This window comes from Gallintestinimicrobium propionicum (genome assembly GCF_025567525.1).
Classification (GTDB): Bacteria; Bacillota; Clostridia; order Lachnospirales; family Lachnospiraceae; genus Gallintestinimicrobium; species Gallintestinimicrobium propionicum.
On the sequence record NZ_JAOQJY010000007.1, the window covers coordinates 1 to 23,288 of the forward strand.

General features: G+C 49.9%; 17 protein-coding genes and 1 tRNA gene. 14 read left to right on the top strand and 4 right to left on the bottom strand.

Features of this window, described 5'->3' with window-relative positions:
- The first annotated feature begins 110 nt into the window (after window positions 1–110).
- The 4 genes from ilvD to OCV62_RS06825 all read left to right on the top strand — a co-directional run bounded on the left by ilvD (window position 111) and on the right by OCV62_RS06825 (window position 5,950).
- A complete protein-coding gene (gene ilvD, locus OCV62_RS06810; RefSeq protein ID WP_021914643.1) occupies window positions 111–1,778 on the top strand; it encodes a dihydroxy-acid dehydratase in 1,668 nt (555 codons plus the stop codon).
- Window positions 1,779–1,799: 21 nt separating this feature from the next.
- A complete protein-coding gene (gene ilvB, locus OCV62_RS06815; protein WP_262585708.1) occupies window positions 1,800–3,476 on the top strand; it encodes a biosynthetic-type acetolactate synthase large subunit in 1,677 nt (558 codons plus the stop codon).
- Window positions 3,477–3,685: 209 nt separating this feature from the next.
- Window positions 3,686–4,768: a 3-phosphoserine/phosphohydroxythreonine transaminase gene (gene serC, locus OCV62_RS06820; RefSeq protein WP_118497209.1), complete on the top strand. Its 1,083-nt coding sequence runs from the start codon at window positions 3,686–3,688 to the stop codon at window positions 4,766–4,768.
- Between the two features lie 18 nt (window positions 4,769–4,786).
- On the top strand, window positions 4,787–5,950 hold the full coding sequence (locus tag OCV62_RS06825) for a 3-phosphoglycerate dehydrogenase family protein (protein ID WP_262585709.1): 1,164 nt from the start codon (window positions 4,787–4,789) through the stop codon (window positions 5,948–5,950).
- A gap of 140 nt (window positions 5,951–6,090) precedes the next feature.
- Here OCV62_RS06825 and OCV62_RS06830 read toward each other — a convergent pair whose 3' ends face one another.
- Window positions 6,091–6,354, bottom strand: coding sequence for a DUF2798 domain-containing protein (locus OCV62_RS06830; protein WP_330667281.1), 264 nt, complete (start codon window positions 6,352–6,354; stop codon window positions 6,091–6,093).
- Window positions 6,355–6,435: 81 nt separating this feature from the next.
- Between OCV62_RS06830 and glgB the strand changes: the two genes are divergently transcribed.
- The 4 genes from glgB to OCV62_RS06850 all read left to right on the top strand — a co-directional run bounded on the left by glgB (window position 6,436) and on the right by OCV62_RS06850 (window position 13,896).
- On the top strand, window positions 6,436–9,135 hold the full coding sequence (gene glgB, locus OCV62_RS06835; protein WP_262585710.1) for a 1,4-alpha-glucan branching protein GlgB: 2,700 nt from the start codon (window positions 6,436–6,438) through the stop codon (window positions 9,133–9,135).
- Complete coding sequence (locus OCV62_RS06840) at window positions 9,132–10,067, top strand: mechanosensitive ion channel family protein (RefSeq protein ID WP_262585711.1); 936 nt, start codon at window positions 9,132–9,134, stop codon at window positions 10,065–10,067. Before glgB ends, OCV62_RS06840 begins: the two co-directional genes overlap by 4 nt.
- Before the next feature lie 198 nt (window positions 10,068–10,265).
- A complete protein-coding gene (locus OCV62_RS06845; protein ID WP_262585712.1) occupies window positions 10,266–12,011 on the top strand; it encodes an ABC transporter ATP-binding protein in 1,746 nt (581 codons plus the stop codon).
- Window positions 12,001–13,896, top strand: a complete 1,896-nt coding sequence (locus tag OCV62_RS06850; RefSeq protein WP_262585713.1) for an ABC transporter ATP-binding protein — start codon at window positions 12,001–12,003, stop codon at window positions 13,894–13,896. The genes OCV62_RS06845 and OCV62_RS06850 overlap by 11 nt, the downstream gene beginning before the upstream one ends.
- A gap of 217 nt (window positions 13,897–14,113) precedes the next feature.
- Here the strand turns inward: OCV62_RS06850 and OCV62_RS06855 are convergent.
- Window positions 14,114–14,186: transfer RNA gene (locus OCV62_RS06855), tRNA-Thr, on the bottom strand.
- A 169-nt stretch (window positions 14,187–14,355) separates the two neighbouring features.
- On the opposite strand from OCV62_RS06855, the gene OCV62_RS06860 reads away from it, so the two are divergent.
- The 6 genes from OCV62_RS06860 (at window position 14,356) to OCV62_RS06885 (ending at window position 21,439) form a co-directional block, all read left to right on the top strand.
- Window positions 14,356–15,642 (top strand): aspartate aminotransferase type Ic, encoded by a 1,287-nt coding sequence (locus tag OCV62_RS06860; protein ID WP_021914635.1) that lies wholly within the window; start codon window positions 14,356–14,358, stop codon window positions 15,640–15,642.
- Between the two features lie 244 nt (window positions 15,643–15,886).
- Window positions 15,887–16,684 carry a threonine/serine exporter family protein gene (locus OCV62_RS06865; RefSeq protein WP_262585714.1) on the top strand — a complete coding sequence of 266 codons (798 nt, stop codon included), beginning with the start codon at window positions 15,887–15,889 and terminating at the stop codon, window positions 16,682–16,684.
- Window positions 16,681–17,139, top strand: a complete 459-nt coding sequence (locus OCV62_RS06870; RefSeq protein ID WP_262585715.1) for a threonine/serine exporter family protein — start codon at window positions 16,681–16,683, stop codon at window positions 17,137–17,139. The genes OCV62_RS06865 and OCV62_RS06870 overlap by 4 nt, the downstream gene beginning before the upstream one ends.
- A complete protein-coding gene (locus OCV62_RS06875) occupies window positions 17,126–17,299 on the top strand; it encodes a DUF6472 family protein (protein WP_021914632.1) in 174 nt (57 codons plus the stop codon). Before OCV62_RS06870 ends, OCV62_RS06875 begins: the two co-directional genes overlap by 14 nt.
- A gap of 533 nt (window positions 17,300–17,832) precedes the next feature.
- Window positions 17,833–20,115, top strand: coding sequence for a coiled-coil domain-containing protein (locus OCV62_RS06880; RefSeq protein WP_262585716.1), 2,283 nt, complete (start codon window positions 17,833–17,835; stop codon window positions 20,113–20,115).
- 73 nt (window positions 20,116–20,188) lie between these two features.
- Window positions 20,189–21,439, top strand: coding sequence for an HlyC/CorC family transporter (locus OCV62_RS06885; protein WP_021914630.1), 1,251 nt, complete (start codon window positions 20,189–20,191; stop codon window positions 21,437–21,439).
- 157 nt (window positions 21,440–21,596) lie between these two features.
- Here OCV62_RS06885 and OCV62_RS06890 read toward each other — a convergent pair whose 3' ends face one another.
- Entirely contained in the window at window positions 21,597–22,403 is an 807-nt protein-coding gene (locus tag OCV62_RS06890) for an ABC transporter permease (protein ID WP_262585717.1), read from the bottom strand.
- On the bottom strand, window positions 22,390–23,157 hold the full coding sequence (locus OCV62_RS06895) for an ABC transporter ATP-binding protein (protein ID WP_262585718.1): 768 nt from the start codon (window positions 23,155–23,157) through the stop codon (window positions 22,390–22,392). The genes OCV62_RS06890 and OCV62_RS06895 overlap by 14 nt, the downstream gene beginning before the upstream one ends.
- Window positions 23,158–23,288 lie beyond the last annotated feature (131 nt).

Sequence of the window (23,288 nt, forward strand, 5' to 3'; positions counted from 1 at the left end):
CTGGGCGCCTTGAGACGCTGTCCGGTGTCAAGGGGTTATACCCAGCGAGCCGAGCCACCCCTTGAAGGGGTGGCGGCGACTTTTGATAACAGAATGCGAGGAACGAACAAATGAGAAGTGATAATGTAACAAAAGGCGTCCAGCAGGCACCGCACAGAAGTCTGATGAATGCACTGGGAATGACAGAGGAGGAAAAGAACAGACCGCTGATCGGTATCGTAAACTCCTATAACGAAATCGTGCCCGGACATATGAACCTGGATAAAATTACAGAAGCGGTCAAGCTCGGCGTCGCGATGGCTGGAGGCACCCCGGTTGTATTCCCGGCAATCGCAGTCTGCGATGGTATCGCGATGGGACATGTCGGCATGAAATATTCCCTCGTAACCAGAGACCTGATCTGCGACAGCACCGAGTGTATGGCGATGGCACATCAGTTCGATGGTCTGGTATGTATCCCTAACTGTGATAAAAATGTGCCCGGTCTTTTGATGGCAGCGGCAAGACTGAATATCCCGACGATTTTTGTTTCCGGCGGTCCAATGCTGGCAGGACATCTGCACGGCAGAAAGAGAAGCTTATCTTCTATGTTTGAAGCAGTAGGCTCCGTGGCAGCAGGCACCATGTCGCTGGAAGAGCTGCAGGAATACGAAGAAAAAGTATGTCCGACCTGCGGTTCCTGTTCCGGTATGTACACCGCAAACTCCATGAACTGTCTGACAGAGGCGCTGGGCATGGGATTAAAGGGCAACGGCACAATTCCGGCAGTATATTCTGCACGTATCCAGCTGGCAAAGCATGCCGGTATGCAGATTATGGAGCTGGTTCGCAAGGATATCAAGCCTCGCGACATCATGACAAAGGATGCGTTCTTAAACGCCCTGACCGTCGATATGGCGCTCGGCTGTTCTACAAACTCCATGCTGCATCTGCCTGCAATCGCGCATGAGGCAGGCGTAGAGCTGAACATGGAAATCGCAAATGAAATTTCTTCCCATACACCGAACCTGTGTCATCTGGCACCTGCAGGTCCGACCTACATTGAAGACTTAAATGAGGCTGGCGGCGTATACGCAGTTATGAATGAATTAAATAAGAAGGGACTGTTAAAGACAGACCTGATGACGGTAACCGGAAAGACCGTCGGCGAAAATATCGAAGCCTGTGTAAACCGCAATCCCGAAGTGATTCGTCCGATTGAAAATCCCTATTCTGAGACAGGCGGTATCGCTGTACTCAAAGGCAACCTGGCTCCGGATACCGGTGTTGTAAAGAGAAGCGCTGTTGTACCGGAAATGATGGTTCATGAAGGTCCTGCAAGGGTATTTGACTGCGAGGAGGACGCGATTGCTGCGATCAAGGGCGGCAAGATTGTTCCCGGCGATGTCGTTGTGATCCGTTACGAGGGACCCAAAGGCGGCCCCGGCATGAGAGAAATGCTGAATCCGACTTCTGCAATCGCAGGTATGGGTCTTGGTTCCAGTGTTGCGCTGATTACGGACGGTCGTTTCTCCGGCGCATCCAGAGGTGCGTCGATTGGTCATGTTTCCCCGGAGGCTGCTGTCGGCGGTCCCATCGCGCTGGTAGAAGAGGGCGATATCATCAGCATCAATATTCCGGAAAATCGTCTGGATATGAAGGTCTCTGATGAAGTGCTGGCAGAGAGAAGGGCAAAATGGCAGCCCAGAGAGCCGAAGGTAACCACCGGATATCTTGCACGTTACCGGGAAATGGTAACCAGCGGAAACAGAGGCGCTGTACTCGAAATTAAGAAATAAGGATAAAAAGGGGAGGACGATATGGTTCGTACAGGTGCTGAAATCGTCATAGAGTGTTTAAAAGAACAGGGCGTGGATGTTGTGTTCGGATATCCGGGCGGCTCCATTTTGAATGTATATGATGCGTTATACAAGCATAGCGATGAGATTTTCCATGTGCTGACATCTCATGAACAGGGTGCTGCACATGCAGCAGATGGCTATGCGCGTGCAACCGGAAAAGTCGGTGTGTGTATGGCGACCAGTGGTCCCGGCGCGACGAATCTGGTTACCGGCATTGCGACCGCGTACATGGATTCCGTTCCGATGGTAGCGATTACCTGTAATGTAACGCTGCCGCTTCTGGGAAAAGATTCCTTCCAGGAGGTCGATATCGCAGGCGTGACGATGCCGATCACCAAACACGGTTACATTGTAAAAGATGTCAATATTCTGGCAGACACGCTGCGCAAGGCATTTCATATTGCAAAATCCGGCAGACCCGGACCGGTGCTGGTAGATATCACCAAAGATGTAACGGCAGCGAGCTGCGAATATACACCTAAAAAGCCGGAATCGGTTGAACGTGCCGGACATTACACGCAGGAAGATTTAGATGCCGCGCTGGAAGTGATTTCCAAGGCGAAAAAACCCTATATTTATCTGGGCGGCGGAGCAATTCTTTCTGGCGCTTCAGAAGAGGTGCGTGCCTTTGCCAAAAAACTGGATTCTCCGGTCTGTGATACCCTGATGGGAAAAGGGGCGTATGACGGTTACGATCCGCTCTATACCGGTATGATCGGTATGCACGGCACAAAGACCTCCAACCTCGGAGTGAGCGAGTGTGACCTTTTGGTTGCACTGGGCGCGAGATTTTCTGACCGTGTCATCGGCAACGCATCCTTATTTGCAAAGAATGCAAAGATCCTGCATATCGATATTGATGCTGCTGAGATCAATAAAAATATCCATGCGGACGTGTCCATTGTCGGAGATCTGAAGGATGTTTTGACAAAGCTGATCGCACGGATGGAACAGATGCATCATCCGGAGTGGACGGCGCATATTCTGGAATTAAAAGAAAAGTATCCGCTCAAATATGACGACAGCCAGTTGAGCTGCCCTTATATTATAGAAGAATTAGACCGCATTACGAAAGGCAATGCAATTATCACAACCGACGTCGGACAGCATCAGATGTGGGCGGCGCAGTATTATCATTATACGAAGCCCCGCACGTTTTTGTCCTCCGGCGGTCTTGGCACGATGGGCTACGGTATCGGGGCATGCATCGGCGCGAAAACAGGCTGCCCGGACAAAATCTGCGTTAATATCGGCGGAGACGGATGCTTCCGTATGAACCTGATCGAGCTTGCGACAGCCAGCAGATATCAGATTCCGATCATCCAGATCATTATCAATAATCATGTGTTGGGCATGGTGCGCCAGTGGCAGACGCTCTTTTATGGAAAACGCTATTCCCAGACGGTTCTGGAGGATGCGGTGGATTACTGTAAGGTAGCAGAAGGACTGGGATGCGCGGCAATCCGCGTCACTGCGAAGGAGGAGGTTGCTCCGGCAATTGAAAAGGCAATCGCACTTCAGAAGCCGGTTGTCATCGACTGCAGAATTCCTGAAGACGATAAGGTATTTCCGATGGTTCCAGCGGGTGCAGCGATCAGCGAGGTTTTCGATGGGGATGACCTTGCAAGCAAATAAATTAACGTAGTAGTTGACTAAAGCGAAAAATACGGGTACAATAGACCGAAAGGTCGGTATCCGTATTTTTATTCAGGCATGAGCGGTATTCGATATCATTTTTTTTAATCCAAATGTCCGTATCACGAAAACACATGTTTGATAAGAACGGGCAGATCGGCTTTTTAGAAAATTCAAGTGCCGCACAGGCGGCGGAATGAGAGGTAAAAATGTCCAGAGTGTACAATTTCAGTGCAGGCCCGGCTGTCCTGCCGGAAGAAGTGCTGCAGGAAGCAGCAGACGAAATGCTTGATTACAGAGGCTGTGGAATGTCAGTTATGGAAATGAGCCATCGTTCCGGTACCTATCAGAAAATCATCGATGAGGCGGAGGCTGATTTACGTCAGCTGATGGGAATCCCCGATAACTATAAAGTGCTGTTTTTACAGGGTGGCGCAAGCCAGCAGTTTGCGATGATTCCGATGAACCTGATGAAAAACCGCGTAGCGGATTACATCATAACCGGACAGTGGGCGAAAAAGGCATGGAAAGAGGCTTCCATTTACGGAAAGGCAAATGCGGTTGCATCCTCCGAGGATCAGACCTTTTCCTATATTCCGGACTGCTCCGATCTGCCGATCGACCCGGATGCGGATTATGTATATATTTGTGAAAATAACACCATTTACGGAACCAAATTCAAAACGCTTCCGAATACAAAGGGAAAACCCCTTGTTGCGGATGTTTCCTCCTGCTTCTTATCCGAGCCGGTTGATGTGACCAAATATGGCATGATTTACGGTGGCGTTCAGAAGAATATTGGACCTGCCGGCGTAGTTATCGCAATTATCCGGGAAGACCTGATTACAGAAGATGTGCTGCCCGGCACGCCCACCATGTTAAAATATAAAATTCATGCGGATGCGAAATCCCTTTACAACACGCCTCCGGCATACGGAATTTACATTTGCGGCAAAGTATTTAAGTGGCTGCAAAAGCGCGGCGGTCTGGAAGCGATGAAAGAATACAACGAGAAAAAAGCGAAAATTCTGTATGATTTCCTGGATGAAAGCAAGCTGTTCAAAGGCACTGTCCGCAAGGAAGACCGTTCGTTGATGAACGTTCCGTTTATCACAGGCAATGCCGATCTGGATGCAAAATTTGTTGCAGAGGCAAAGAAAAACGGTCTGGAGAACTTAAAGGGACACAGAAGCGTCGGCGGCATGCGCGCAAGCATTTACAATGCAATGCCGATGGAGGGCGTGGAAAAGCTGGTTGCCTTTATGAAAGAGTTTGAAGCGCAGAATCAGTAAGCAGAGTGGGAGGTTTCAATGAGAAAATATTATTGCATGAATCCGATCGCGCAGGTCGGACTCGATAATTTTTCGAAAAATTATATCAAAACAGACGAAATTACAGAAGCAGAAGGCATCCTGGTTCGAAGCACATCGATGCATGATATGGAGCTGCCGGATGGACTTTTAGCGGTTGCAAGAGCAGGAGCCGGCGTCAACAATATCCCGCTGGAGAAATGCGCGGAAAAAGGTATCGTCGTGTTCAATACACCGGGTGCAAACGCAAACGGCGTAAAAGAGCTGGTCATTGCCGGAATGCTTTTAGCAAGCCGTGACGTCGTATCGGGCATCAACTGGGTGGAAGAAAATCAGGAAGATGAAAATATTGCGAAGGATGCGGAGAAAGCGAAGAAGAAGTTTGCCGGTACAGAGGTGATGGGCAAGCGCCTCGGTATCATCGGACTGGGCGCGATCGGCGTCAAGGTTGCTAACGTGGCGCGTCATCTCGGAATGGAAGTGCTCGGCTATGATCCGTATGTATCGGTCGATGCGGCGTGGAAGTTAAGCCGCGACGTCAGACATGTGCTGGATGTCAATGAAATCTATGAGCAGTGCGATTATATCACAATCCATGTGCCGCTGATGGACAGCACAAAAAATATGATCAGCGCAGAAGCTATCTCCCGGATGAAGGACGGCGTGATTTTGTTAAACTTTGCAAGAGATCTGCTGGTGGATGAAGAAGCTGTGTTAGACGGAATTACCGCCGGAAAAATCCGCCGCTACGTTTCGGATTTCCCGAATCCGGTCACGGCAGGAAAGCCGGGCTGCATCGTCATCCCGCATCTGGGCGCTTCGACCGAGGAGTCGGAAGAAAACTGTGCGGTTATGGCAGTCAGACAGCTGCAGGAATATCTCGAAAACGGAAATATTCTCCACAGCGTCAACTTCCCGGACTGCGATATGGGTGTGTGTACGGCAGAAAGTAGAGTCGTGATTTTCCATAAGAATATCGCAAACATGATCGCGAAGTTCTCCTCCGTCCTCGGCTGGAACAACTTAAACATCGCAAATATGATGAACAAATCCAAAGGCGATGTTGCATATACGATGGTCGACCTGGAGTCCTCCGTAAGCGGCAGTATTGTCAATCAGTTAAAGACGATCGACGGCGTGTTCCGCGTGCGGGTGGTGAAGTAAAACGCAGGCGTTCTGTAACGGAGAGTCGCAGACCCCGGAGAAAGGCAGTATGGTGCCAGTCTTCGGGGTCTTTTCTGTATGGTACTGTGGGTATATTCTGTGTTTGAGCGTGCGATCCGTGCTGCGTTTGCACAAGATATTTATTTCTGTCCCTGTGCCGGTATGTTCTGCGCTGCCAGCTGTTTTTTAAACAGGGTGCGGAAAATCAGGCGGGAGAGCGGTCCGCAGTAGAACATCTGCCAGAAAAATGCCATCGGCAGGTTACAGCCAAAGGTGTGCGCCCATGTGCCGAAGCTGGGCTCCTTGAACAGCAGGGTAGCGACGAGACTCATGATCGGGCACATGATGCAGATGATCATCAGGGAAATCGCGGGGGACTGCCGTGCAGTACACCGCTTAGACATTTTCCCTTGCCTATTGTGCCCGGGAAGGGTAAAATAAAAATAAGAGGGGCGCGGCAAAAGCGTCAGGCAGGAGGGTATCGAATGAACGAAAAACTGTATAGGCTGATGAACTGGCCTGAAATAGAGGCAATTATTTATTCTGAGGAGGACGATCCGCACCGGCTTTTGGGACCGCACCGGGAAGGCAATGCGACGGTGGTGCAGGCATTTTATCCGGGCGCTGTTTCGATGGAACTGAAGCTGCCCGGTCAAAAGACCGTGGAAATGGAGCAGGCGGACGAGGCTGGCTATTATGCCGCACTGGTTGGCGGTAAGGAAATCGAAAGCTATACATTAAAGGCTTCTTTGGAAGATGGCACAACAGAAGAATTTGAAGATCCCTATCGGTTTGCTCCGGTCATTACCAAAGAGGATACGGCGCGGTTTGCGGCAGGAATCCATTATGAAGCTTACCGTATCCTTGGTGCGCATATGATGACCATCGACAAAACCCAGGGCGTGCATTTTGCAGTCTGGGCACCGAATGCGCTGCGGGTCAGTGTTGTGGGAGATTTTAACCATTGGGATGGACGCAGACATCAGATGCGCCGCCTGTGGGATTCCGGTATTTTTGAAATTTTTATCCCCGGAGTTAGAGAGGGCGAGAATTATAAGTTTGAGCTGAAATTAAAGGGCGGTCTGACTTACCTGAAGGCAGATCCCTATGCGTTTGGACAACAGCTCCGCCCGGACACGGCATCTGTTGTTCGCAACATCGATGGCTTTGCCTGGGAAGATGAAGCATGGATCTTGGCACGGGAAAAAAGCTGTCCTGAAAAAGAGCCGATGAGCGTTTATGAAATGTATCTGGGCTCCTTTGCAAAGCCCGAGGATGGCCGCAGATATTATAACTACCGGGAGTTTGCACCGAAGGTTATTTCCTATGTGAAGGAAATGGGCTATACCCATGTGGAGCTGATGCCGGTTATGGAGCACCCGCTGGATGGATCCTGGGGCTATCAGGTCATCGGCTATTATGCGCCGACTGCACGTTATGGCACACCGCAGGATTTTATGTATTTTGTCAACGAGCTGCACAAAGCAGGAATCGGCGTGATTCTGGACTGGGTTCCGGCCCATTTTCCGAGAGATGCTTACGGACTGTCCGGGTTCGACGGGACATGCCTGTATGAGCACAAAGACCCGAGACAGGGGGCGCATCCGCATTGGGGAACGCTGATCTATAATTACGGCAGACCGCAGGTAAGCAACTACCTGATTGCCAATGCGCTTTACTGGGTGGAGCAGTTCCATGCAGACGGAATCCGGATGGACGCGGTCGCTTCAATGCTGTATCTCGATTACGGAAAGCAGGATGGCGAATGGATTGCCAACATGTACGGCGGCAATGAAAATCTGGAAGCGGTCGAATTTTTAAAGCATACAAACAGCATGATTCAAAAACGCGGCAGGGGCGCGGTTACGATCGCGGAGGAATCCACAGCATGGCCGAAGGTAACGGGCGATTTAAACGATGGTGGTCTTGGCTTTACGATGAAATGGAATATGGGCTGGATGAACGATTTCCTCGACTACATGCAGTATGACCCATATTTCCGTGCGTATCATCACAACGATCTGACGTTTTCGATGGTTTATGCGTATTCCGAAAAGTTCATGCTCGTGTTATCCCATGACGAGGTCGTTCACGGCAAAGCGTCGATGCTTAGCAAGATGCCGGGAGAGGAAGCGGACAAATTCGCGAACCTGCGCGCAGGCTACGGTTATATGATGACGCATCCGGGCAAGAAGCTTTTGTTTATGGGACAGGATATCGCAGAGTACGACGAGTGGAACGAAGAGCGGGGCGTGGAATGGGAACTGCTAAAATATGATCATCATGAGCAGATACGCCGGTTTGTGAAGCGGTTAAATGAGCTGTATCGTAAAAACCCTGCGCTGTATGCGGAAGACGACAGCTGGGACGGCTTCGAATGGATTGACTGCATTGATGCAAACGAATGCACGCTTTCCTATCTGAGAAAGAGCGACAAAGAGGAAGAGACGCTTTTGGTATGCCTGAACTTTGCAAATGTGGACAGACCGGAGTATCGGGTGGGTGTACCTTTTGAAGGAAAATATACGGAAGTTTTAAACTCTGACGATATCGCCTTTGGCGGAAAAGGAAGAATTAACTCCTATGTACTGGAAGCGGAAGAAATCGCATCCGACGGCAGGGAAAATTCGATCCTGATGCATCAGGCGCCGCTGTCTGTGAGCATTTTTGCCTATACGCCTTACACGGACGAAGAAAAAGAAGAGCGCAGAAAGATCGCCGAGGCTGCCCAAAATGCGGCGGAAGAGGCTGTGAGAAAAGCCGCAGAGGAAGCTGCGAAAAAAGAAGCAATCGCTAAAAAAGCAGCGGAGGAGGCTGCAAAGAAGGAAGAAGCTGCGAGAAAAGCTGCAGAAGAGGCGGCTGAAAAGGAAGCGGTGGCAAGGCAGGCAGCAGAAGAGGTTGTAAGAAAAACGGCTGCTGCCAAAAAAGCGGTGGAAGAGGCTGCGAAGAAAGCAGCTGCTATGAAAAAGAAAACCCTGAAGGAAGAGCTGACCGAAAAGGCAGAGCAGGCGGACAGCGCGATTCTTGAGGGAAAAGAAAAAGAAAAGCCTGCACGCCGCACGACCCGCAAAAAGACAGCGACCGCGAAGGCTGTCGCACCGAAAGAGCCGACGGCTAAGAAGCCTGCGTCTGTAGCTAAGAAGTCTACCTCTTCCGCGAAAGTGGCGAAAGGAACCAAAGCATGAGGAAGGTGCTGATGTCCGGCGCAGCATTTTTGACATCCTCTGTGACGCAGACAGGCGAGGAGATAGAAAGCCTCGCGTCGGACGAATCCTTAAAGAATATGGAAAAACAGCTGAGCCTGCTGGAACGCTACTTAAACGAGCTGCCGGACAAGCTTCTGGGGCTGGGCGTCCGCACGGTGCTGGCGCTCATCCTGTTTGCGATCGGCAGCAGACTGATTGCGATGATCCGGCATTTTTTCAGACGGGCTATGGAGCGTTCCAGCGCGTCGGAGGAAGCGGCGCAGTTTCTGGACTCCTCGATTAAGTTTGTTTCGTATACGATTCTGGTGTTCATGATTCTGCAGCTGTTTGGTGTGGAGGCAGCAAGCATTGCGACGGTGATCGGTTCGGTCGGCGTAACGATCGGTCTGGCGATCCAGGGAAGCTTAAGTAACTGTATTGGCGGAATCCTGATTATGATGCTGAAGCCGTTTCATGTCGGAGATTATATCATCGAAGGGGGCGGTAACGAAGGGATTGTTCAGCAGATATCTGTCTTTTATACGAAGCTTGCAACCTATGACAATCAGATTATTCTGATCCCGAACGGAAACCTCGCAAACAGCAGCCTGACGAACGTGACGGATGAGGCGGAACGGCGTGTGGATTTGAAAGTTGGAATTTCGTATGATTCTGATATCCGCAGCGCACGGAAAGCAGTGCAGGAAATTGCGAAGAAAAACCCGTATGTGCTTCCGGAACGGGAGATCACAGTCAACGTAGACGAACTGGCAGACAGCAGTGTTGTCCTTGTTGTGAAATTCTGGGCGAAGAAGGAAAACTACTGGCAGGCGCGCTATACGATGCTGGAGGATATCAAATACGGCTTCGATGAAGCGGGCATCCGCATTCCGTATCCACAGATGGATGTACATCTGGATTCCGGGACTTGACTTGCAAGAAAATCCATGTATAATTATTTCATATCTGCATAGAGCAGAAAAAGTCGGCGTGCGAGCCTTATCGCTCGCCGCTTTTTTTCTCTTTACGCACTGGTTTGAGCGTATACATAGCCTGCCGGGGCAAAAGGTGGACACAAAGCTCGTTTGAACGGGCAATTTCACAGATGAAAGGAGACAAATGTAAAAAGTATGATAAAAGAACTGATGAAGTCGATCAGGGAATACAAGCGCGATTCGATCCTGACACCGATTCTGGTATCTCTGGAAGTGGTCATGGAATGTATCATCCCGTTTGTAGTCGCTCAGCTGGTCAATGAAATCAAAGCCGGAAGCGGTATGAGCGTCATTTCACGGTACGGTCTGATTCTGGTGGTGATGGCGATTATGTCTCTCGCATTCGGAGCCGGTGCCGGTTCGGTCTGCGCGTCCGCGTCCTGCGGATTCGCCAAAAACCTGCGCAAGGATATGTTTTACCGGATTCAGGATTTTTCCTTTGAAAACATCGACAAATTTTCTACCTCGTCTTTAGTGACGAGAATGACGACGGACGTTATGAACGTCCAGCTGGCATTTATGATGCTGATCCGACTTGCGATCCGCAGCCCGCTGATGTTGATTTTTTCCTTTACGATGGCGTTTATTATGGGCGGAAAGATGGCGCTGATCTTCCTGGTGGTCATCCCGATTCTGGGGATCGGACTGTTTGCCGTGATCCATAAGGTAGGCCCGCTGTTTAAAAGGGTATTCCGTAAGTACGACGCTCTGAACAATTCGATTCAGGAAAATGTCAAGGGCATGCGCGTGGTAAAATCCTTTGTGCGCGAGGCGTACGAAAAAGAAAAATTCCATCATGCGGCAGAAGAGGTTTGTCAGGATTTCACCCGCGCGGAGAAGATTCTGGCGATCAACAGCCCTCTGATGCAGTTCTGCCTGTATGTGGTTATGATTTTTGTCCTGTCCTTTGGTTCTTATACGATCATCACGAGCGGCGGTCTGGATCTGGACGTTGGACAGTTTTCTGCCCTTTTAGTATACAGCTTCCAGATATTAAATAGCCTGATGATGTTCTCGATGGTATTTGTCATGGTGACGATGGCTGCGGAATCCGCACAGCGAATCGTGGAAGTGTTAAAAGAGGACAGTACGCTGACAAGTCCTGCAGACCCGGTGGAGGAAGTGGCAGATGGTTCGATCGATTTCGACCATGTCAGCTTCAAATATTCTCTGCAGGCGGAGAAGATGGCGCTTGCCGATATCGATCTGCATATCCGTTCCGGGGAGACGATTGGAATTATCGGTGGCACCGGTTCTTCGAAGTCTTCCCTGATCCAACTGATTTCCAGACTTTATGACGCGACAGAGGGCGTTGTAAAGGTTGGCGGAAAAGACGTCAGAGAATATGATCTGGAAGCGCTGCGCAACCAGGTAGCAGTTGTATTGCAGAAAAATATTCTGTTTTCCGGAACGATCAAGGAAAACCTGCGCTGGGGCAACCAGAACGCGACGGATGAGGAATTAAAGGAAGCATGCCGTCTGGCGCAGGCGGATGAATTTATCATGCAGTTCCCGGATCAATACGATACGCATATCGAACAGGGAGGCAGCAATGTGTCCGGCGGTCAGAAGCAGAGACTTTGTATCGCAAGAGCGCTGTTAAAGAAGCCGAAGATCCTGATTCTCGACGATTCGACCAGTGCGGTGGATACCAAGACGGACGCACAGATCCGCAAGGCGCTGCGTGAGTACATTCCGGAAACGACCAAGATCATCATCGCACAGAGAATTTCCTCCGTGCAGGATGCGGATCGGATTCTGGTCATGGACGGCGGTACGATCTGCAATATCGGCACCCATGAAGAGCTTCTCAAGACGAGCGAGATTTACCGGGAAGTATATACTTCCCAGAACAAGGGAGGTGATTCTGATGAAAAATAAGGGACAGGCGAAAAAAGGAACGATGAAGCGTCTGATCAGGATGCTGTTCGAGTTTTATCCGGTACTTCTGCCGTTAGTTTTGGTCTGCATCATACTGAATGCGCTGATCAGCTCGATTCCCGCTATTTTTCAGCAGAATATCATCGCAGTGGTCGAGCAGTACTGGCAGACGAAGGACTGGGCGGCGGCAGCGCCGACGGTGACCAGACTGGTCCTCATCCTGGTTGTACTGTATGCGCTGTCTCTGGCAGCAGGCTATGCGTATTCCTATGGAATGGCGATTATCACACAGGGATCTCTGAAGAAGATGCGGGAAAAGATGTTCAATCGTATGCAGGATTTGCCGATCAAGTATTTTGATACACATAACCACGGCGATATCATGAGCTATTATACTAACGATATCGACACGCTGCGCCAGCTGATTTCTCAGAGTATTCCGCAGCTGATGATTTCCTGTATCACCGTGGTTACGATTTTTTCCATCATGCTGTATTACAGCATGTGGCTGCTTTTGGTCGTGCTCTGTGGCGTTGCACTGATGTTTGTCGTTACCAAAAAGGTCGGCAGCAGCTCGGCACATTTTTTCTTAAAGCAGCAGATCGCAGTCGGCAAGACAGAGGGCTTTGTGGAAGAGATCATGAACGGACAGAAGGTTGTCAAGGTGTTCAGTCATGAGACCGAGACAAAAAAGGATTTTGACCGGGTCAACGACGAGCTGTTTGAAATGTCCTGTCAGGCAAACCGTTATGCGAACATGCTGATGCCGATTCTAATGAATATGGGCAATATCCTTTATGTTGTCGTAGCGCTTGCTGGCGGCATGCTGTTATTGTCCGGCGCACCGAACTTGAGTTTGTCAGGCATGGCACTTTCCATCAGTATTACCGTACCTTTTTTGAATATGACAAGACAGTTCTGCGGCAATATCGGACAGGTGTCCAATCAGGTCAACTCAGTTGTCATGGGTCTTGCGGGGGCAGATCGTATTTTCAGTCTGCTGGATGAAGAGCCGGAGACAGACGATGGCTATGTAACCTTGGTCAATGCAAAAGAAGAAAATGGTGAACTGGTCGAATGCAGCGAGCGTACAGATATCTGGGCATGGAAGCATCCGCACAGCGCGGACGGCAGCGTGACCTATACGCGTCTGATGGGCGACGTGCGCCTGAAGGATGTAGATTTTGGTTACAATCCGGATAAAATCGTCCTACATGATGTCAGTCTGTACGCAGAGCCCGGACAGAAGGTGGCGTTTGTAGGCGCGACCGGCGCCGGAAAGACGACGATCACAAACCTGATCAACCGGTTTTATGATATCGCGGACGGCAAAATCCGTTATGACGGAATTAATATCAACAAGATAAAAAAAGCGGATCTGCGCCGTTCTCTTGGCATTATTCTGCAGGATACGGTGCTCTTTACCGGCACTGTCATGGAAAATATCCGCTATGGCAAGCTGGATGCGACAGATGAAGAGTGTATCGGGGCTGCAAGGCTTGCGGGTGCGCATGATTTCATCACACGTCTGCCCGAAGGCTACCGGACGGTAATCGACGGTAACGGATCGAATCTGTCCCAGGGACAGAGACAGCTGATTTCGATTGCGCGTGCTGCAGTTGCAGATCCGCCGGTTATGATTATGGACGAGGCGACATCTTCGATCGATACCAGAACAGAGGCGATTGTGCAGAAAGGTATGGATGCGCTGATGCACGGACGAACCGTATTCGTTATCGCACACAGACTGTCCACAGTTCGGAATTCCGATGTGATCATGGTTCTCGAGCAAGGACGGATTATCGAGCGCGGCAGCCATGATGAGCTGATCGCGCAGAAAGGAAAGTATTATCAGCTTTATACCGGCGCATTCGAGCTGGAATAAAGTGTAGTATGAGACTGCGCAGCTTCTTTTGCGCATGAAATAGCGCTCCCTTTGTAGCTGTCTGTAAACAGATTTTTATGCGAGCATAAAATCTGTTCGCAGACAGCTACAAGTGAATTGGGAAAACAAAAAGGCACTGGAATACCAGTGCCTTAAACAATAGAATGCTCGCAGAGCGTGCATTCTATTGTCATGAATTAAAATTCCTATAAAGAAAAGCCGGAAAAGGGACTCGAACCCTCGACCTACTGATTACGAATCAGTTGCGCTACCAACTGCGCTATTCCGGCAGAACTCCAACAATAGATATTATACTGATATTTCATCGGTTTGGCAAGTCTTTTTTGAAAAAAGTTTCGTCTTGACAGCATTTCTGATTTGTGGATAATGTAAGGAAGAGTAAAAAAGTAAATAAACTCGCAAATGAAAGGCCGGTTACGCGGCAGAATGGGAGGAAGCATGACAGCTTATAAAGACAGAAGCAAAGAAGAGTTACTGCAGGAAAAGAGTCAGCTGGAGGCTCAGTATAAGGAGTTCCAGGGTAAAGGACTGAAACTGGATATGTCCCGCGGTAAACCGAGCGCAGCGCAGCTGGATCTTTCCATGGGTATGATGGATGTACTGGACAGCTTTACAGATCTGAAGTGTGAGGCAGGAATTGATTGCCGTAACTATGGTGTTATGGATGGCATCCCGGAAGCAAAGCGTCTGTTGGGAGAACTGATCGAAGTGCCTGCAGATAATATCATTATCTACGGCAACTCCAGCCTGAATGTAATGTTCGATGTAGTGAGCCATGCGTTCACCCACGGTATTATGGGGATGACTCCCTGGCATAAGTTAGACAAGGTAAAATTCCTTTGCCCGGTTCCAGGCTATGACCGTCATTTTGCGATTACAGAATATTTTGGCGTAGAGATGATCAATGTTCCGATGACTCCCCAGGGTCCGGATATGGATCTGGTGGAAAAGCTGGTCAGCGAGGATGAAGCCATCAAGGGTATCTGGTGCGTACCGAAGTATTCCAACCCGCAGGGCTACACCTACTCCGACGAAACCGTCCGCAGATTCGCTGCCTTAAAGCCTGCGGCAAAGGATTTCCGTATTTTCTGGGACAATGCTTACAACGTACATCATCTGTATGACGAGCCTCAGGATGTTATCCTGGAGCTGCTTTCCGAGTGTGAAAAGGCTGGCAACCCGGATATGGTTTATAAATTCAGCTCCACCAGTAAAATCAGCTTCCCCGGTTCCGGCGTCGCTGCAATTTCTGCTTCCAAGGCAAACCTGGATGATTTAAGAACACATCTGACGATTCAGACGATCGGTCACGATAAGTTAAATCAGCTGCGTCATGTGCGTTACTTTAAAGATATCCACGGCATCGAGACGCAGATGAAAAAGCATGCAGAGATTCTGCGTCCCAAATTTGAAGCAGTGCTGGAAATCCTCGACAGAGAGCTGGGGGATCTGGAGATCGGTACCTGGACAAAGCCTCACGGCGGCTACTTTATTTCCTTTGAATCTCTGGACGGCTGTGCAAAGGCGATCGTTGCAAAAGCAAAGGAAGCCGGAGTTGTCATGACCGGTGCCGGGGCAACCTACCCTTATAAGAAGGATCCTCATGACTCCAACATCCGTATCGCCCCTTCCTTCCCTCCGATCGACGAGCTGGTTCAGGCAACGGAGCTGTTTGTTCTGTGCGTAAAGCTGGTAAGTGTAGACAAGCTTCTGGAAAACATGTAAAATAGCACAATAGAATGCACGGTGCATGAGGCTTCTATTGCCATGAATAATGATGCGCGCCTGAGATTATAGCAGCTGGGGCGCGCATTTTTTATCGGATAGGAAACTTCGTTTTTATACGAAAAAAACGCTTCGCGAGGATGCGCACTCGGCGCAAGGGTAGATGGCTGCAAAAGCAACAATAGAATGCACGCTCTGCGAGCATTCTATTGTCATGAACCAGAGTTTTTGTAGGGGGATCAGGATGTCACAGGAGGAACAGACAATAAAGCTGGATCAGCGGGATGTGCTGGACGCAGCGATGACAGCAGGGCATATTTTGCTGGAAAACGGCGCGGAAATATTCCGTGTGGAAGAGACGATCGACCGGATCTGTCATCATTTCGGCGTACAGTCAGAAAACGCCTTTGTACTCAGCAACGGCATTTTTCTGACGTCCGGAGATGAGCATGAAAAACGCTTTGCCCGGGTGGAGCATATTCCAGTTCGCGGTGCACAGCTTCATCGGGTTGCGGCGGTCAATCAGCTCTCACGGGAAATAGAAGAGGGAAAATACACACTGCCGGAAATCCGGGAAAAGCTGGAACAGATCCGAAATGCGCCGGGCGCTTCCAAAAGGGCACTGGTGCTGATGTCCGGTCTTGGCAGCGGCTGTTTTTGTCTGATGTTCGGCGGAATGTGGCAGGACTGTGTCGCAGCCTTTGTGATCGGGTGTCTGCTGTATCTGTATTTGCTTTGGTTAAACGGCAGATGCTCTAAAATTGTGGAAAATATCGGCGGCGGAATTATTATTACGGTGTGTAGTCTTTTGTTTATCCATATGCCGTTCGGAATGGATATGAGCCATATGATCAGCGGTTCCATCATGCCTCTCGTGCCGGGACTCGCATTTACGAACGGAATCCGGGACATCGCGGACGGCGATTACATTTCCGGGACCGTCCGCATGATCGACGCGGTGCTTGTTTTTTTGTCTGTGGCGGCAGGCGTCGGCTGTGTGCTGAGCATTTATCATCATCTGACGGGAGGTGTCATGCTGTGACGGATTTGCTTCAGATTCTTGCGGCTGGAATCGGCACGGTCACGTTCGGCGCGTTATTTGGCGTGCCTTCCAAATATTATCCCTACTGCGGTCTGATCGGTGCGTCCGGCTGGGCGGTCTATGTTTTTTTGTGGATGCGGACGGGCTTTTGGTCGGAAGCGGTCGTTGTCTTTTTGGCGACAGTGCTGGTTATTCTGATGTCCCGTTTTTTTGCCGTGCGGGAGCGTTGCCCGGTGACGATTTTTTTAATCTGCGGCATTTTACCGCTCGTGCCGGGAGCCGGAATATACTGGACGTGCTATTACCTGGTGACGGGACAGCTGGACGAAGCTTCTACCCGCGGATTTTCTGCCCTCAAGGCGGCGGTTGCGATTGTGCTTGGAATTGTGTTCGTATTTGAAATTCCGCAGCGTTTCTTCAAGGGAAAGGCGGTCAGAAAAAATGACAAACTGTGAAGCGTGCGCTTATTACAGCTATGATGAGGATTATGAATGTTATATCTGCGAAATGGATCTGGACGAGGACGAGATGCTGAAATTTTTGAGCAGCACGTTTGATGCCTGTCCCTATTACCGTTCCGGGGATGAATACAGCGTTGTGCGGCACCAGATGTGACGGCGCATGGGAAATATCGTTTTTTAAATCTGGACGTCACTCGCTTTCATTAAATTTTTATATCCCAATTATAATCAATTTATAAAATTGGAGAATCCGCTTGACGGGTTCTCTTTTTTCGTGCTATCATCCAGACACATACAGAGCAGGAGCTCGGAAAGTTCGCCCCATGCAGAAATAGCAGGAGGCAATATCCTTTCGGAACGAAAACGTTCCATTTCTTTTGCAGATAGCCGATTGGGTCTGCAGTCTTTTTCAAACAATAGAAGATCCCCGGACGGGATGCTATTGTTTTCAGAAATTGATTTTCGTTTTTCAACGACAGTTTCCAGAGTTAAAAAATCAAACAGACAGTCAGATTATGCTGTCAGACAGGAGGTTTATGCAAAAGCAGACACTCCTTGGACGCGCAAACCGGGTGAGGGACAAGCCTGAATTCTACCCTGTTGGTTCACGTCATTTCGTCCGGCTGTTTTCGACGTATCCTTCCGATACATCCGTCGGACGTCGTCTTGTGGGAGGAGAAAAATCCCATGCAATCAAACAATTCTAAAAAGACCTTTCGCCCTGAAACAGAGGAAAAAGGCAGAAAAAGAAATTCCCAGAAAAAACAGGCAGCTGCAGCGGGCGTTGCGATGACGGCGATTGCCGTGATTTTACTCGGTGCAGGAATCGGCTATTCCGTGCAGAGGGCGGGAAAGACCGAGAGCATTTCCCTGGAGGAAATGCAGAACAGCGTGAGCAGCGCGCTGAAAGGAGAGATGGAATCGGCGGCAACGAGTCTGGAACAGTTAAACCAGAATATTGCCGACAATCAGAAAAAGCTTGACGAGGTCAATGCACAGCTTGCGCAGCGCGAGGAAAGTCTGCTGCAGGTAGAAACGATTCAGCACAGGCTGGAAGAAAATGCGTCCGGGATGACCGGAAAAGTGACCGATCTGGAAAAAACGACCCATACGAAGGTAAATGAAATCCGCACGGATATGGAGAGTATCCATACAGATGTCACAAAGACGTTGGAAGAAATTTCCAGAATCATGCAGGAAATGGATGCCCAGAAAAAACAGGACAATACAGATCACAAAGAATCCATAACGGAGATCAACAGAATCAACGAGTCGGTGCAGTCTGTCAATCAGACCGTGTCCAAGCTGGAGGACCGTCTGAACACTTCTTATGAGAACCTGAAAAATCTGGTGCAGGAAGTCCGCACAACAGAGGAGAAGAACCGGGAACTCTGGACACAGGAACAGACCCAGCTGACCGAGCAGCAAAAGCAGCTGTTAAAAGAGGTTGAGGAAAGCAGACAGGAAACAATCAGAAGTCTGGCTTTAGTTGAGAGCAATTTAAAAAATATGCTGGAATCCGATATGGTGCAGATTACAGCCGCCTTTGGTTCGCTGACAGCAGAGCTGCAGACGAGAGTGCAGGAGCTTTCCGCCCTTCTGGAAAACAGAATGAACCGGGTTGACCAGAATTTAAGCGGACTGGACAAAAACGTGACCGGGCTCGGCAACAATATTTTCGGTTTAAACGAGAATGTGAACGGCCTCGGCAACAATATTTCCGGTTTAAGCGAGAATGTGAACGGCCTGAATGAGAACGTTGACGGCGTTGGCAAAAATGTGGAAAGCTTGTTTACGAGAATCGGTGAACTGGACAACGGGATGCAGACGAACCTGACGACGCTGCAGCAGACATTTGCCAAGCAGTTCGGAGATCTGAATGTATCTGCCGGACAGAATACGGAAGAGTTGAAATCCTATCTGGAGGAGTTAAACAACGGCCTGAAACAGGATATGAATCAGGTTTTTACATCTGTGAGTAATGGTAAGAAAAAGCTGGCGTCCGCATTGCTCACAAAAGGAGTTTCCACAAACGAGGACGCAACATTTGCCCAGCTGGCGGAAGCAATTTTAAACATTGATCAGAAGCTCGTCATTGGCGTGGAAGAGATTCCGGGTACGATCCGTTATCAGTATCATTATCATGTGGATGCTTCCGGCAACCAGCCGCACACGGAAAAGAGCGATACGGCAGGGGGCTGCTATACCGGGACACATGGCCACGTGCATAGCGTGGAGGATGGCTGTTACAAAGAAGAATCCTACCATGTTCACCGGGATGACTGCTCTGGCTATCCGGTCTGGGTGGACTGGGCTCCTGGCGTGGAACCTTACTGGGGGTTTATTTATACCTGCGGGGAGCCTGCAAATGCGACCAGAAGGGTGCTGATCTGCAGCAAGCAGGCGGGTTCAACCGATTACTATGTACCGTCCTGTGGTCTGGCAGATGGACAGATCATCGGAGCAGAAATTGTGTACGATCAGGCGCATGCGCAGGTAAAAGCACAGGAGGAACAGCAGTGCAGAGATGAGCTTGTGAGACTTGCGCTTTCGATGCAGCCTGCCCTTGGAAGCAATACATCTGAAACAGAACAGATCGGAACGGACGCAGACAACATCCCGCCAGCACCGGAGCAGATCGCAGCCGAGGCGGAACGGAAACGTCAGGAGGAAGCTGCGGCAGAAGCAGAGCGGCGCCAGGAAAGTGTAGGCGAAGCAAAGACAGAAGCAGACCGGCGGCAGGAAAGCGAGGGCGAAACTGCAGCAGATGCAGACCGGCGCCAGGAAGCTGGAGGTGCATCGAAGTCAGACAGCAGCACAGACAATGTGGGCACATCCAAAGGGGCAGACGTAGACCGGCGGGAGGAGAGTGCAGACACACCGAAGTCAGACGGCAGCACAGAAAATGTGAATACAACCGCCACGTCCGCTACAGACAGTCAGAAAATATCTGAGGCATCCGAAAATTGATAAAAGAATTGCATAATGACTCTCTTTCTGCTAAAGTAAAGATTAAACCAAAGTAAAGGGAGATCAGAATATCATGGGAAGTAATGGAGTCATGCTGCTGATTATTATTATCTGTGTCATCCTGTCCGGATATTTTTCAGCAACAGAGACGGCTTTTTCAGCAATCAACAGAGTCAGAATCCGCAATCAGGCAGAAAAGGGAAACAAGAGGGCAGCACTGGTGCTGCAGCTCTCTGACAACTACGACAGCCTGTTGTCGACGATTCTGATCGGTAACAATATTGTCAATATCGGATGTTCTTCTCTGGCGACAATTTTATTTGTAAAGCTTCTTGGAGAAGAGATGGGCGCGGGAATTTCCACACTGGTGATCACCGTTGTGGTATTGATTTTCGGTGAAATTTCGCCAAAGAGCATCGCAAAAGAATCCCCGGAAAAATTCGCTATGTTTTCCGCACCGATGATCAATGGGCTTCGGATCGTTCTGACACCGATCAACTGGATGTTCGGGCAGTGGAAGAAGCTGTTGTCCTGTCTGTTTAAAACGTCCGGCAGTCAGGGTATTACATCGGAAGAACTATTTACGATCGTAGAGGAAGCGCAGGAAGAGGGAAGCATTGATAAAGAAGAAGGAAGTCTTCTGCGCAGCGCATTGAGCTTTGACGATCTGGAGGCGGGAGATATTCTGACCCCACGGATCGATATGGAAGGAATCCCTGTGGAAAGTACCCAGGAGGAAGCTGCAGAAGTATTTGCAAATACTGGCTATTCCAGACTTCCGGTTTATGAAGAAACATTGGATCATATCGTCGGCATTTTGTACCATAAGGATTTTTATAATCGGGTTTACGGGACAGATACGAGCATCCGGGAAGTGATGCGTCCGGCACTGTTTACGACAGCAAACCAGAAGATCGATGAGCTGATGCAGGAGCTTCAGAAAAAGAAACTGCATATCGCGATCGTATTGGATGAATTCGGCGGGACGGTTGGCCTGATCACGCTGGAGGATATCCTCGAAGAGCTGGTGGGCGAAATCTGGGACGAACACGACGAGGTCGTTCAGGAGATCGTGCAGATTTCTGAGCGCGAATATAAGTTCAGCGGACGGGCGAGCGTGAAGAAGCTTTTCGACCTGATGGATGAGGAGGATGAATCCGAGGCGGCGACCGTAGGCGGCTGGGTTATGGAACAGCTAAAGAAAATCCCTGCGGTTGGGGATAACTTCGACTATAAAGGTACCCATGTGGAAGTAACTGAGATGGAAGAAAAGCGAGTATTATCCGTGCACGTCATCCTGCCGGAAGAGGAGAAAACGGAGTAAACACGCGCTTCCCACAAAAAGAGACTTCCTGAAGGAGATTTTCTGACAGGGAGCGCTGTGCGCGGCAAAAAGAAGACAACAGGCATCCGGAGCGCTGTTTGAAGCAGCGAACTTCCGGATGCCTGTTTTAACTTATAGAAAAGCACTTTGTGCAGTCCTACACTTTTTTCTTATAACAGTGCTCTGCAAACTGCAGCAGCTGATAAAGCCCCATCGCAATGATACACAAAAGCAGGATGGATGTAATGAGCATATCCAGCTGCAGTACCTGGCTTCCGTAGATGATCAGATAGCCGAGCCCGCGTCTGGCAGCGAGAAATTCGCCGATCACGACGCCGACTAACGAAAGCCCGATATTGACTTTCATATTGCTTAAAATGACCGGAATGGAAGCGGGCAGGACAACCTTGAAAAAGCAGTCCCGTCTGGTGCCGCCGAGCGTTCGGATCAGGAGAAGCTTTTCAGGATCTGCCTGCAAAAATCCGGTATAAAGGTTGATGATTGCACCGAAGATGGCGACGGAAATGCCGGCGGCGATGATTGTATCCATGCCGGTGCCGAGCCAGACGATCAAAAGAGGAGCGAGCGCGGATTTCGGGAGACTGTTTAAAACGACGAGAAACGGCTCCAAAATTTCAGACAGCCGGCGGCTGTACCATAAAAGCGTGGCGGCGGAAAGGCTAATGAGGGCGACGAGAAAAAAACTGATGACCGTTTCAGTCAACGTAATACCGATATGGGTAAACAGGGAACGCTCTAAGACCATGCGGACAAAGCAGGTGACGACACGGGAAGGACTGGAGAAAAAGAAGCTGTCGATGATATGGAAGTCTGCGAACAACTCCCAGACTGTCAGGAAAAGAAGCAGCATAAAAATCCGGGCAAAGTGGACGAAATGATGATGGCGCCTGTGGGCAAGCAGGAAAAGCTGCTGGTCGGACAGTGTTTGGTCAGTTGTTTTCATTGGACAGTTCCTCCCAGATCTGATTAAAAAGCTGTCCGTATTCCGGCGCGCGCCGTGCGGCAAGCGGCGAATGGTCTGCGGCAGTCAGGTGAATGGGAAATTCTGCTTTGACACGGGCGGGGCGGGCAGACAGGATGAGAACGCGATCGGCGAGGCTGATAGCTTCTGCAAGATCGTGGGTGATGAGGATGACGGATTTTTCTGCCTTACGGATCATGGCAGCAATATCGGCGGAAACGGTCAGCCGGGTCTGGTAATCCAGCGCGGAAAACGGCTCATCGAGCAACAGGATATCGGGCTCGAGCGCCATCGTGCGGATGAGGGCAGCCCGTTGGCGCATGCCGCCGGAAAGCTGAGACGGCTTTTTATGCTGAAATTCCAGAAGCCCGTAGTCGGAGAGCATCCTGCGAACGCGTTCCAGGTTCTTGACGGTATCCTTGTGGGCGATTTCCAGTCCGAGCGTAACATTTTGCCAGACGTTTCGCCATTCAAATAAAAGATCGTGCTGCAGCATGTAGCCGATGCCGGGCTGATGACCATTTTCCCCATAAAACGTGATGCCGCCGCTGCCCGGGGTGAGCAAGCCGGCGATCAGGGACAAAATCGTGGATTTGCCGCAGCCGCTGGGACCGACAATCGCCAGAAATTCTTTGCGGTAAAGGCAGAAGGAAACCCGATCCAGGGCGGGCGTTTCGCCGTTTAGGGTGTGGTAGGAATAGGACAGTTCCTGTACTTTTAAAAGGACAGAGTCCATGAGCTTTTCCCTTCTTTCTGGCAGGATTGCCCTGAAACTGGGTTCTTTTGCAGGCTAATCCTGACATGATCTGCTTTATCATATGCGGAAGCTGCTGCAATTGCGCATCGATGTTACATAGCAATGACGTA